This is a genomic window from Azospirillum humicireducens (assembly GCF_001639105.2).
GTDB classification, from domain to species: domain Bacteria; phylum Pseudomonadota; class Alphaproteobacteria; order Azospirillales; family Azospirillaceae; genus Azospirillum; species Azospirillum humicireducens.
In genome coordinates, this window is record NZ_CP015285.1 from 939,562 (window position 1) to 951,859 (window position 12,298).

The 12,298-nt window shown below is 67.4% G+C and carries 10 protein-coding genes; 9 read left to right on the forward strand and 1 reads right to left on the reverse strand.

Annotated features, from left to right (window positions below; translation table 11 throughout):
• Window positions 1–6: 6 nt before the first annotated feature.
• Window positions 7–1,149 carry a type VI secretion system protein TssA gene (gene tssA / locus A6A40_RS04290; RefSeq protein WP_063634264.1) on the reverse strand — a complete coding sequence of 381 codons (1,143 nt, stop codon included), beginning with the start codon at window positions 1,147–1,149 and terminating at the stop codon, window positions 7–9.
• A 358-nt stretch (window positions 1,150–1,507) separates the two neighbouring features.
• Here tssA and A6A40_RS04295 point away from each other — a divergent pair, with 358 nt between their 5' ends.
• The 9 genes from A6A40_RS04295 (at window position 1,508) to tssK (ending at window position 12,285) form a co-directional block, all read left to right on the forward strand.
• The gene (locus A6A40_RS04295; protein ID WP_063634265.1) at window positions 1,508–1,726 is read left to right on the forward strand and encodes a hypothetical protein; all 219 of its coding nucleotides are present in this window, start codon (window positions 1,508–1,510) and stop codon (window positions 1,724–1,726) included.
• 17 nt (window positions 1,727–1,743) lie between these two features.
• Window positions 1,744–2,127: a PAAR domain-containing protein gene (locus A6A40_RS04300; protein ID WP_063634266.1), complete on the forward strand. Its 384-nt coding sequence runs from the start codon at window positions 1,744–1,746 to the stop codon at window positions 2,125–2,127.
• 4 nt (window positions 2,128–2,131) lie between these two features.
• Window positions 2,132–3,199 (forward strand): methyltransferase domain-containing protein, encoded by a 1,068-nt coding sequence (locus A6A40_RS04305; protein WP_063634267.1) that lies wholly within the window; start codon window positions 2,132–2,134, stop codon window positions 3,197–3,199.
• Window positions 3,200–3,389: 190 nt separating this feature from the next.
• Window positions 3,390–6,092 carry a type VI secretion system ATPase TssH gene (gene tssH, locus A6A40_RS04310; RefSeq protein ID WP_063634268.1) on the forward strand — a complete coding sequence of 901 codons (2,703 nt, stop codon included), beginning with the start codon at window positions 3,390–3,392 and terminating at the stop codon, window positions 6,090–6,092.
• A 150-nt stretch (window positions 6,093–6,242) separates the two neighbouring features.
• Window positions 6,243–6,719, forward strand: coding sequence for an Hcp family type VI secretion system effector (locus A6A40_RS04315; protein ID WP_063634269.1), 477 nt, complete (start codon window positions 6,243–6,245; stop codon window positions 6,717–6,719).
• Between the two features lie 145 nt (window positions 6,720–6,864).
• Window positions 6,865–8,985 carry a type VI secretion system Vgr family protein gene (locus A6A40_RS04320; RefSeq protein WP_063634270.1) on the forward strand — a complete coding sequence of 707 codons (2,121 nt, stop codon included), beginning with the start codon at window positions 6,865–6,867 and terminating at the stop codon, window positions 8,983–8,985.
• 47 nt (window positions 8,986–9,032) lie between these two features.
• Complete coding sequence (locus tag A6A40_RS04325) at window positions 9,033–9,620, forward strand: DUF6931 family protein (protein ID WP_063634271.1); 588 nt, start codon at window positions 9,033–9,035, stop codon at window positions 9,618–9,620.
• Between the two features lie 4 nt (window positions 9,621–9,624).
• Window positions 9,625–10,893 carry a type VI secretion system-associated FHA domain protein gene (locus tag A6A40_RS04330; protein WP_063634272.1) on the forward strand — a complete coding sequence of 423 codons (1,269 nt, stop codon included), beginning with the start codon at window positions 9,625–9,627 and terminating at the stop codon, window positions 10,891–10,893.
• 57 nt (window positions 10,894–10,950) lie between these two features.
• Entirely contained in the window at window positions 10,951–12,285 is a 1,335-nt protein-coding gene (gene tssK, locus A6A40_RS04335; RefSeq protein WP_063634273.1) for a type VI secretion system baseplate subunit TssK, read from the forward strand.
• The last annotated feature ends 13 nt before the right edge of the window (window positions 12,286–12,298 follow it).

Here is a 12,298-nt window from a genome sequence, read left to right on the forward strand (position 1 = left end):
TGATCGTCAATACCCTGATTGCTCTGCCGGCGGCGGCGCCTTGGCGCCGGACGCGATGAAGAACTGCCGCCGCGTTTCCTCGTCGGTGATGAGCTCCATCAGGAGTTCCTGCAACGACATGCGGCCGCGGCGGACCACCTCCTCAAGCGTGTAGGAGATGGGGGAATGGGGTTCCGTCTTGCGGAAGAAATCGGCGACCTGCAAGAGAACCTTGAAGGCCTCTTCGCGCGTTGCCACAGCCCCGCTCGCCTGGACCTTGGCGCCGGCCGCCGCGACAGCCCCGCCGCCGGCCGCAACCGGGTCTGCTGTGGACGCGGCGGCGGTCTCTGCGGCAGCGGTTTCGTCGCCGCCCAGCGTTGCCAGACGGTCGCGCGCGGCGTAGTTGACGGCATCCAGCGCCGCCGTCAGCACATTGCGGATGTTGCCGGCCGGCGGCGCGTCGTAGCCGGCCTTGTCGTAGAGAACCTTGCCAAGCGCCTCAAACTCGTCGATGGCGCCCTGGATGTCCTCCAGCAAGGTCTTGAATTCGGAAGCCGGCGTTTCGCGGACGCTCTGCTCGAACTGGTCCCAGGTGACGGCGCCGTTGTCGATGCGGGCCTGTCGGCGGGCCTCGTCGGTGATCTTCGCCAGTTCGATGGCCTGTTCGTACTGCCAGAGCGAATAGGGAATGTCGCCCATGGTCAGCGGCACCTTGCGGACCGGCTGGATCAGCGTGCCGTCTGCCGATTCGCCGTTCAGGCCGGTCAGCGGGCCGACGCGGGTGGCGATGCCGTCCTCGTCCGGGGCCGGATACAGATTGTCCCAGAACCGCTCCACCAGTCCGCGGGCGAGCGCGAAGCCGTCGCGCAGGCCGGCGTAGCCCTCGGCCCGCAGCAGCGCCTCGATGAACCAGGCGGTGACCTCGAGATCCTTCGCCTGGGTGCGCAGGATTCTCGGGCTGACTTCGAGAATGGTGCGCCATTCCGGTAGAAGGCCGCCGGCGTCATCCTCCACATCCATGGAGCGTTCCGCGGCACGGGCGGCGCTGCGGGCATCCTTTACGGTGTAATAGTCTGCCGAGGCATTCTCGCGCAGGTCGATGCCTGATTCGGTATCGCCCTCGATGGGCTGCAAAAGTTCTTCGATGTCGAAAATCTGCGGTGTGGGCATGAAGGAAAGCACCCTTTCCACATTCATATGAAGAAGGTCAGAGCCGCAGGTTGCGGGGCCCGCCGAATAGGGCAAAGCGTTTGCGCAGGCAAATTGATAGCGTTACTTCCGACGGTTCGACAAGGCTATTCGTCATTTCGCGGGCCGCCGAACAGAATATTGCAGTTGCGTAACAATCAAGCGCCCGAGCTACCCCTATAAGCTTGACGAAACGCAATTGCGGATGAATGCTGTTCGTCTGACGTCGGAACGAACCCTTCCCGGGATCCCATCTGCAATGACCCCTGACGCCATCCCAGCTGCAATCGCGGGTATCGCCGCCGCTTCTGCGGAGGGATTCGGGATTGCTTCGCCCGTTGTGATCGAGAAGCGGGATCCGGCCGGGCGTCTGGTCGCACGGGTCGGCATCGCCGACGGGAGGCTGGAGGGCCCCTGCCTCTTCTTCGCGGAGGACGGGGAGACGGTGGTCGCGCGGACGCTGTTCCGCGCCGGCCACCCGGTTCCGCCGCCGGCCGGGTCCGATCCCGCGCCTTCCCTGCTCGGCGCCCCGGTGGCGTCGGGCGAGTCACCGTTCTGACCGGCCGGAGACACCGGATGCCGCCCGCCGCCCGCCTCGGCGACCTGATCAAGCAGGACACGCCGCATTGCCACGCACCGATCCACCCGCCGGCCCTGGTGCCGGCGCCGGCGCCGCATCCCGGCCTGCCGTTAGCGATCATGCTGGGAAGTCCGACGGTTCTGATCGGCAAGGCCCCCGCGGCGCGGCTGACCGACATTTCCGCCCCCTGCATGCTGCCGGGCTGCATTCCGGCCGGGCCGGGCATGATCTCCCAGGGGTCGGCGACGGTGCTGATCAACAGCCTGCCAGCGGCGCGCATCAACGACATGACAGCCCATGTCAGCTGTGTCGCACCGATCCCCGCCCCGGTGGGCAAGGTGATGCCGCCCGGCTGTCCGACCGTCATCATCGGCGGCTGACCGCATGCGCCTGTCCCACTTCGAACGTCTGCGCCCGGTCTGTCCGCGCTGCCTCGCCACCCGCGGCGCGGCGGTGCCTCTGGCGCTGGGCATCGTGGAAGCGGCGGACTCACAGGAGGTTCATTGGGGAACCCTGGTCTGCGGCGACGAGGCTTGCGCGATGGAATATCCCATCGTCGACGGGGCTCCGATCCTGGTGCCGGACCTGCGCGGATGGATGGCGGCGAACGGCCATCTGCTGACCATGCGGGCCGACATCCCGGCGGCGATGGATGGGGTGCTGGGCGACGGTTTCGGGCCGGACAGCGCGTTCAACGCCACCAGACAGCATCTGTCCAGCTATGGCTGGGACCATTATGGCGATCTCGATCCCACCACGCCTGATGGGCAGGCCGGTTCGGTCGTGCGCTGCCTGTCCATCGGACTGGACCGGTTGGGAGCGCTGCCGGCCGGTCCGGCGCTGGATCTCGGCTGCGGCGCCGGACGGACCAGTTTCGAGCTTGCGGCGCGCGGGGAGGATCTGGTGCTCGGCCTCGATCTGCACTGGCCCCTGCTCACGCTGGCGCGGCGTGTCATGGCGCGGGGGGAGGCCGTCTTTCCGCTGCGCCGTTCCGGCATCGCCTATGACCGGCAGCGGATCGAGGCGCGGTTCGCCGGGGCGGAGCGGGTGGATTTCTGGATCGGCGACGCGCTGTTCCCGCCCTTTGCTCCGCGCGGCTTCTCGCTGGCCGCAGCGATGAACGTTCTTGATTGCGTCGCCTCGCCGCCGGCCCTCCTGCGCGCCATCGACGCCATGGTCGCGGACGGCGGCGGCGCGGTGCTGGCGACGCCCTTCGACTGGTCGACGCAGGCGACGCCGGTTGAGGCTTGGCTGGGCGGCCATTCGCAACGCGGCGACGACGCCGGCCGTTGCGACGCCGTACTGGCGCGGCTGCTGACACCAGGGGCCCATCCGCAATCCGTCGAGCGCCTGAATCCTTTTGGAGAGCCGCTCGATGTTCCTTGGACGGTTCGGATGCATGACCGCGCCATCATGCAATATAGAACGCATTTGGTGATGTTACGGGCATGATTCGGGAATGAAGCAAAGAAGTTTCAGCCTGATTGCGAAGCATAGCAGTGGATTTTTCAAAATGGCTTGGTCAGAGTCCGCGGCACAGCCACAAGGCGAACCGGCCGGCAAGTTGAGTTGGTGCGGGCGCCGCTGGCGCTCTGCCTGCATGGGTTGAAGACACGCAAGTCACAAGATAGGGGGTGGAGCCATGGTGGCGGTCGATCTGCAGAGCATGATTTCCCGGCTGAATCCACTGTGCCGTCGGGCGCTGGAGGCGGCGGCCGGCCAGACGCTGTCCCGTACGCATTACAATTGCGAGATCGAGCACTGGCTTCTCCAACTGATCGGCGCCGCCGACGGCGACATCTCCGCCATCCTGCGCGTCTACGAGATAGACGCCGGCCGGCTGTCGGCCGACCTGACGCGGGTGCTTGACAAGCTGAAGACCGGCAACAGCCGCGCTCCCGCCCTGTCCCCCAATCTGGTGCAGTTGATGCGCGAGGCCTGGGTGCTGGCCTCGCTGCAATATGGCGAGGGGGCGGTTCGCTCCGGCCATCTGCTTGCGGCGCTGCTGTCCGACGAATCGCTGTCCGCCCAGGCGCGCGACATGTCCGGCCAGTTCGCCAGGATCACCGCCGAGACGCTGCGCCGCGACCTGCCCAAGATCGTCGCCGACACCGCGGAAGCACGCACCAGCGCGCCGGTCGCCGCGTCCGGCGGTGCTGCCGGCGGAGCCGCCGCGGGCGGCGCTCCGAAGGTCGGCGGGGCGACCCCCAACCTCGACCAGTACACCATCGACCTGACCGACCGCGCCAAGAACGGCAAGATCGACCCGGTGCTGGGCCGCGACGCCGAGATCCGCCAGATCATCGACGTGCTGACCCGCCGGCGCCAGAACAACCCGATCCTGACCGGCGAGGCCGGCGTCGGCAAGACGGCGGTGGTCGAAGGCTTCGCGCTGCGCATCGCCGCCGGCGACGTGCCGCCGGACCTGCGCAACGTCCGCCTGCTGTCGCTCGACCTCGGCCTGCTGCAGGCCGGTGCCGGCATGAAGGGCGAGTTCGAGAACCGGCTGAAGGGCGTGATCGACGAGGTGAAGGGCTCCAGCCAGCCGATCATCATGTTCATCGACGAGGCGCACACCCTGATCGGCGCCGGCGGGCAGGCCGGCCAGAACGACGCCGCCAACCTGTTGAAGCCGGCGCTGGCGCGCGGCGAGATGCGCACGATCGCCGCCACCACCTGGGCCGAGTACAAGAAGTATTTCGAGAAGGACCCGGCGCTGACCCGCCGCTTCCAGGTGGTGAAGGTGGAGGAGCCGGCTGAGCCGGTCGCCGTCGACATGATGCGCGGCCTGACCGCCACGCTGGAGAAGCACCACAAGGTGCGGATCGTGACGGAGGGGCTGATCGAATCGGTCCGGCTGTCCAGCCGCTACATCCCGGCGCGCCAGCTGCCCGACAAGGCGGTCAGCCTGCTGGATACCGCCTGCGCCCGCGTGGCGATGAGCCAGACCGCGACCCCGCCGGCCATCGAGGATCGCCGCCGCACCATCCAGCTGACCGAGACCGAGGTCGCGATCCTGGAGCGCGAGGAGGCCATCGGCATCGACCATGCCGAACTGCTCGCCGCGCTGAAGGACAAGATCGCCGCCACCCGGTCCGATCTGGAGGCGCTGGAGGCGCGCTGGACCAAGGAACTGGAGTTGGTCAAGGCGATCAACGAGACGCGCGACCAGCTGGTCGCCGCGCATGAGCAGGCCAAGGCCCCGGCCACCGATGGCGCAACTGGGGGCGCCGCGCCTGCGGAGCCGCTGGACGCCGAGGCGCTGAACGCCAAGCTGTCGGCTCTGACCGAGGAGCTGTCCGCGCTGCAGGGCGAGGATCCGCTGGTCAAGGTCGCGGTGGACGGGCAGGCGGTGGCCGAGGTGGTCGCCAACTGGACCGGCGTTCCGGTCGGCCGCATGGTCTCCAACGAGATCAAGACCATCCTGTCGCTGGCCGACCGGATGAAGGAGCGCATCATCGGCCAGGACCATGCGCTGGACGCCATCGCCCAGGCGATGTGGACCAGCCGGGCCAAGCTGACCGACCCGCGCAAGCCGATCGGCGTCTTCCTGATGGTCGGCACCTCGGGCGTCGGCAAGACCGAGACGGCGCTGACGCTGGCCGACCTGATCTATGGCGGCGAGCAGAATGTCACCACCATCAACATGACCGAGTACAAGGAGGAGCATAAGGTCTCCCTCCTGCTCGGGTCTCCTCCCGGCTATGTCGGCTTCGGCGAGGGCGGCGTGCTGACCGAGGCGGTGCGCCGCCGGCCCTACAGCGTCGTCCTGCTGGACGAGCTGGAGAAGGCCCATCCCGGCGTGCAGGACATCTTCTTCCAGGTGTTCGACAAGGGCACGATCAAGGACGGCGAAGGCCGCGACATCGACTTCAAGAACACCGTCATCATCATGACGTCGAACGCCGGCACCGACCTGATCCACAAGCTGTGCGCCGATCCGGAGACGGCGCCCGACGCCGACGGTCTGCTGGAGGCCCTGCATCCGGAGCTGCAGAAGAGCTTCAAGCCGGCCTTCCTCGGTCGCTGCACCGTCATTCCCTACTTCCAGCTATCGGACGAGAATCTGGCGAAGATCGTGGTCCTGCAGCTGAACCGCATCGCCAAGCGCGTGGTTCAGAACTACAAGGCCGCATTCTCCTACTCCGACGATCTGGTCCAGAGCATCGTCAACCGGTGCCAGGAGGTCTCCAGCGGCGCCCGCAACATCGAGACGATCCTCAGCCGCACGCTGCTGCCGGAGATCTCGTCCCGCATCCTCGCCCGCATGGGCGACGGCGAGCCGATCACCCGCGTCCATGTCTCGGTCGATGGCGAAGACCGCTTCGTCTACGACATCGCCTGAGGCATGGGAAACGGGAGGGCCGGGGCGGGCGCGCAGAAATGGACGGGCGGTGACGACCGTCACAGCACCCGCCTCAATTCTTTCGTAACCATACAGCACAGACCAAACTTCACCCGTTAAGACCGACTTCAAGCCAGCGAGGAGACAACCATGGCGATCTATATCAAGTACGACGGCATCGACGGCGAGGCCACGCATGAAACCCACAAGAAGTGGCTGGACGTCAGCTCGCTCCAGTGGGGCGTCGGCCGCGCCATCAGCACCCCGTCGGGCTCCACCGCCAACCGTGAGGCGTCCGAGCCGTCGGTGTCGGAAGTGACCATCACCAAGCTGATGGACAGCTCCTCGCCGAAGTTCTTCGTCGAATCCTGCACCGGCGCCATCGGCAAGAAGGTTCAGATCCATCTCGTCACCACTGGCAGCCCGGGCAACACCTATGCCGAGTACACCCTGACCAACGCCCTGGTCTCGGCCTACTCGATGTCGTCGGGCGGCGACCGTCCGTCGGAATCGATCTCCATCAGCTTCACCAAGATGGAGTACAAGTTCATTCCGTACGACGACAAGAACAAGGCCGGCACGCCGATCTCGGTCTCCTACGACCTGTCGACGACCAAGAGCGCCTAAGTTCGGCTCCACTTGCCCCCTCCCTAACCCTCCCCCGCTTCGCGGGAGAGGGGATCTCTCCCTCCCCTGCGAAGCGGGGGAGGGTAGGGGTGGGGGCAAAGCCTCTCCAGATCATTATCTTCCCAACACATAGGACCAAGCCCGCATGTCGGATGCGCCCACCATCTCGCAGACCGGCCGGCTTCTGTCGCTGACCTCGCCGCTCGGCGCGGACGTGCTGATTCCGGTTGCCGTCGAGGGGGAGGAAGGGCTGTCGCGCCTGTTCCGCTATACCATCACCATGATCTCGCCGCGGATGACCATCGCGCCGGCCGACATCCTGGGAAAGTCGCTGACGCTGTCCGTGGCGCGCCAGGGTGGCAATCCGCGCGTCATCAACGGCATCGTGAAGAGTTTTTCCGCCGGGCCGCTGGCGCTTCGCGGCTATCGCCGCTACACGGCGGAGATCGTTCCGTCCCTGTGGCTGGCGACCCTGCGTTCCGACTGCCAGGTGTTCCAGGACAAGAGCGTCGTGCAGATCGTCGACGCCATGCTGTCCGACTGCGGCGTGACCGAGGTGAAGAAGCAGGGGCTGTCCGGCACCCACAACGCCCGCCCGGTCTGCGTGCAGTACCGCGAGAGCCATTACGACTTCATCGCCCGCCTGCTGCAGGACGAGGGCATCTTTTTCTATTTCCAGCACGCGGCCGGCAAGCACACGCTGGTGCTGAGCGACAGCGCGTCGGGCTACACCGACTGCCTGGACAAGGACGTCATCCACGCTGCCGCGTCGCAGGGCAACACGCTGGTGATCGACGGCTGGTCGCATTCCCAATCCTATGTGTCCGGCAAATGGACGCTGAAGGATTACAATTTCGAGACGCCAAGCACCGACCTGACCGCCAGCACCACCACGGTGCTCGGCGTATCCGCCTTCAAGTCGCACGAGATGTTCGACTATCCCGGCGGCCATATGGTCAAGGCCGACGGCAGCACCCTGTCCCGTCTGCGCATGGAAGAAACGGAAAGCGGCTATGAGCGGGTGGAGGGCACGGCGACCTACCGGGGCCTGTTCGCCGGCGGCAAGATCTCCATGGCCGGCCATGCGGTGACGGCGGAGGTCGGCAAGGGCTATGTCATCACCGAACTGACGCTGAACGCACAGGACCAGAGCCATCTGGGCAATGGCGGCGTTCCGCCGTCCTTCTCCTGCAGCTTTGCCGCGATCCCCGAGGCCACGGTGTTCCGTCCGCCACCGGTGCCGCGCCCGCGCACCCATGGTCCCGACACCGCGACCGTCGTCGGTCCCAGCGGCGAGGAGATCTATTGCGACAAGTACGGCCGCGTCCGGGTGCAGTTCCATTGGGACCGCAAGGGCACCGACGACGAGAAGAGTTTCGTCTGGCTGCGCGTCGCCCAGACCATGGCCGGCAAGAACTGGGGCACCATCTTCACCCCGCGCGTCGGCATGGAGGTGCTGGTCGATTATATCGGCGGCGATCCGGACCGTCCGCTGATCGTCGGCTGCGTCTACAATGCCGAGAACATGCCGCCCTACACGCTGCCCGACAACAAGACGCAGAGCGGCATCAAGACCCGGTCCAGCAAGGGCGGCGACGCGGCCGCCTTCAACGAGCTGCGCTTCGAGGACAAGAAGGACGCCGAGGAGATCTATTTCCACGCCCAGAAGGACTTCAAGCGGGTGGTGGAGAATGACGACACGCTGCAGGTCGACCACGACCAGACCATCACCGTCAAGAACGACCGCACCGAAACGGTTTCGGAGGGCAACGAAGCGGTCACCATCGCCAAGGGCAACCGCAGCGTCACCGTATCGGAAGGCAACGATACCCACGACGTGACGAAGGGTAACCAGACCCTGACGGTGGGGGAGGGCAACCGGACCGTCACCGTCAGCAAGGGCAACGACACCCACACCGTCAGCAAGGGCAACCGGACGGTGGATGTGGGGCAGGGCAACGACAGCCTTACCGTCGGCCAGGGCAACATGGCGATCGATGTGAAGCAGGGCGACTACGCGCTGAAGCTCGGGATGGGCGACGTGTCGGTCAAGGCCAGCACCGGCAAGATCACGATGGAGGCCACCACCTCCATCGAGCTGAAGGTCGGCGGCAACAGCGTCAAGATCGACCAGACCGGAATCACCGTCAAAGGCCTGATGGTCAAGGTCACCGGCGACAGCCAGGTGCAGATCAAGGGCGCGATGACGCAGGTGAACGGGGATGCGATGGTCCAGGTCAAGGGCGGCGTGGTAACCATCAATTGACGAACGCCGTCCGGACTGGGACGGCTTTTCAAGCGGGGTTTGGGACGGTGGACATCGGGCATTTGCCGAAGTTGCGCTTCGCCCGTGCGGCCGAAGCGGTCGCGGGGCTGGACCTGTCGCAGGAGGCGAAGGCGCTGTTCGCGCCGAACGCCCCGACGGCGGTCTTCCTGAAGGCGCTGATCGACGCCGAACTCTATGCGGACGCCATCCGGCTGTTGGCCATTGCCTTGCCGCGCCGCGAGGCCGTGTGGTGGGGATGTCTGTCCGCCCGCGGCGCGCTGCCGGCCGAGCCGGCGCCGGCCGATGTTGCGGCGCTGGAGGCGGCGGAGGCCTGGGTCTACCGCCCGACGGAGGAGAACCGCCGCACCTGCTTCGCCCCCGCCGAGGCGATGAATTTCGAGACCGCCTGTGCCTATGCCGCCATGGCCGCCTTCTGGTCGGGCGGCAGCCTCGCCCCGCCCGATGCGGCGGTGGTGGTGCCGCCGGGCGACGGGCTGACCGGGACGGCCGCCGCCGCTGCCGTGCTGCTCGCCACCGCTGCGGTGCCCAAGGAGATCAAGGCGCGCCATCGCGCGGCGCTGGCCCAGGCGCTGGACATCGCCAACGGCGGCAGCGGCAAGGTGGGAGCGGCATGATCCGATGAAGTTGCGCCTGACCCTGATTCAATGCCCGCCCGCGCAGGGCGGCGACATCGCCCGCGATCTCGGCACCGGACGTCTGGTGATCGGCCGCGGCCCCGACTGCGACTGGGTGCTGAACGATCCGGAGCGGATGCTGTCCAAGATCCACTGCATGGTGGAGTTCAAGGGCGGCGTCTACATCGTCATCGACAGTTCCACCAACGGCGTCTTCCTGAATGACGCCCCGACCCCCATCGGCCGCGGCAACTCCGCCGTGGTGGGGGAGGGCGACCGGCTGCGGATGGGCGGCTTCGTCATGCGCGCCGGATTCGCCGCGGAGGAGGCGCCGCCTGCCAACGATCCCTTCCTGGCCGTGCTGCGCGGCTCCGACGAGCCGGCGCAGGCGCCTGCCGCCTCGCCGGAGGACGATCCCTTCGCCCTGCCGGCCTTCGGGCGCGGGCCGGTCTCGGTGATGCCGATTCCAGAGGACGACGACCTGTTCGGCGATCTGCCGCAGCGGGAGGAGCGCTGGGGCGGCCAGGTGGGCGGCAACTCGGGGAGCGGCTGGCAGCCCACCGCAGCCGCCACTGCGCCCGGCGGCGATCCTGACTGGCCGGGTTCCACCCAGACCGATTTCTCGCCGGACAGCCTTGGCACCATCCGGGTGTCGACCGAACAGCCAGGCTTCGGCAGTGCCAACTTCGATGCCGGATTCGATAAGGGCAGTGGCGGTTCGTCGATTCCCGACGACTGGCTGGACGATCCCATCGACCTGCCGCCTTCCGCCCAGCCGTCCAACCCGCCGCCCACCCAGCCCGTCGCGACGCCCCCGTCCGCCTCTCCCGCGGTTCCGCTTGACGACTGGGCCGACGAACCGCTGGTCCCGGCGGCCTTCGGGGCGCGTCGGTCGCCCTTTGCCGTCCCGTCTGCCGATCCGTCCTCCGACGCCCTCAGCCGTGCGCTCGTCGATGTCGTGCTGTCGCTGGTGCGACGGCAGGCGGCGCTGGAGGCTCTGCTCGGCCTCGACCCTGACGACACGATGGCGCAGGGGGACTCCGTCCTGCGCCGGGCCGTGGATGCCGACGACGCCTTGGCCCGCCTGCGCGCGCTGCCGCCCGCCGAGGCGGCGGCGCTGTTGCAGGCTGCGGTCTCGGACGGTGCGGCCCACCAGTCGGCCCTGTTGGCGGCGGTGCGCGAACTGACGGGGGAGACCGCCGACGGCGGCACCCGATTGGCGGCGCTCTACCGCCGGCTCCTGCCGATCCACCGCCACGCGCTGGGCGGCTGACCGGAGGGGGAGGGAACCCATGGCAACGACCATCAGCCTGCAAGAGGGAAAGCGCCCATGAGTTGGGACGACAAGGTCATCTGGTCCGAGGGCATGTTCCTGCGGGCGCAGCATTTCCAGCAGCAGGACCGCTATGTCGAGCGGCTGGTGCGCGGGCGCGTCGCCGGCATCCGCCCCTTCTCCTGGGGCATCAGCGAACTCACCATCAACCGCGAGCTTCTGGCCGTCGGCAAGTTCGCCGTCCTGCGCTGCAAGGGCATCCTGGAGGATGGGACGCCGATCAACATCCCCGACGACGACGACCCGCCGCCGCCGCTCGATCTGCCGGAGACGCTGGCGAACAGCATCGTCTATCTGGCACTGCCTGTCCGCCAGCGCGGCGGGGTCGAGTTCGAGGTTGGCGAGAGCGCCGATGCCGCCACCCGCTATGTCGGTGAGGAGACGGAGACGGTCGACGCCATCGCCGGGTCGGCCAGCGTGTCGCGCGTCCGCACCGGCCGGCTGCGGCTGCGCTACCGGTTGGAGCGGCAGGAGCGCGCCGGCTACCACTGCCTGGGCCTCGCCCGCATCCAGGAGGTGCGGTCTGACCGTCACGCGACGCTGGACGAGCGCTACATCCCGCCGGCCCTGAATGTCCAGGCGCTGGCGCCGCTGGCCGGCTTCGTCACCGAGATCCAAGGCCTGCTGAACAGCCGGTCGGAGGCGTTGGCCGCCCGCGTCGGCGGGTCCAACGGGCGCGGCGCCGGCGAGATGGCCGACTTCCTGATGCTGCAGGTCGCCAACCGCTCCGAACCGCTGTTCGCCAACATCGCCCGCATGCCCGACATCCATCCGGAACGCCTGCACGGCATGATGCTGTCGCTGGCCGGCGAACTGGCGACCTTCACCGCCGTCAACAAGCGTCCGCCCAGCTTCCCGCCCTACCGGCACGAGGATCTGCAGGGCACGCTGGAGCCGGTGATGGCGGAGATCCGCCGCTCGTTGAGCGCGGTGTTGGAACAGACAGCCATTCCGATCGACCTGCAGGAGCGCAAATACGGCATCCGCGTCGGCACCATCGCCGACCGTTCGCTGATCACCACGGCCACCTTCGTGCTGGCGGTGCGGGCGGACATGCCGGGCGAGGCGTTGCGCCGCAACTTCCCTGCACTGGTCAAGATCGGTCCGGTCGAGCAGATCCGTGAACTGGTCAATGTCCAGTTGCCGGGTATCCGAGTAAGGCCGCTGCCGGTTGCGCCGCGCCAACTGCCCTATCATGCCGGCGCGGTGTATTTCGAACTCGAACGGGGTAGTCCGATTTGGAAACAGCTTGCAACGTCGGGCGGAATCGCAGTTCATCTAGCGGGTGATTTCCCCCAGGTGGCGATGGAGCTTTGGGCGATCCGTGGCTGATGCATCACCTTTT

Coding starts and splice junctions, on each gene's coding strand:
- A6A40_RS04305 (WP_063634267.1), top strand. CDS start 2,132: ATGCGCCTGTCCCACTTCGAACGTCTGCGCCCGGTCTGTCCGCGCTGC.
- A6A40_RS04315 (WP_063634269.1), top strand. CDS start 6,243: ATGGCGATCTATATCAAGTACGACGGCATCGACGGCGAGGCCACGCAT.
- tssH (WP_063634268.1), top strand. CDS start 3,390: ATGGTGGCGGTCGATCTGCAGAGCATGATTTCCCGGCTGAATCCACTG.
- A6A40_RS04330 (WP_063634272.1), top strand. CDS start 9,625: ATGAAGTTGCGCCTGACCCTGATTCAATGCCCGCCCGCGCAGGGCGGC.
- tssK (WP_063634273.1), top strand. CDS start 10,951: ATGAGTTGGGACGACAAGGTCATCTGGTCCGAGGGCATGTTCCTGCGG.
- A6A40_RS04300 (WP_063634266.1), top strand. CDS start 1,744: ATGCCGCCCGCCGCCCGCCTCGGCGACCTGATCAAGCAGGACACGCCG.
- A6A40_RS04320 (WP_063634270.1), top strand. CDS start 6,865: ATGTCGGATGCGCCCACCATCTCGCAGACCGGCCGGCTTCTGTCGCTG.
- tssA (WP_063634264.1), bottom strand. CDS start 1,149: ATGCCCACACCGCAGATTTTCGACATCGAAGAACTTTTGCAGCCCATC.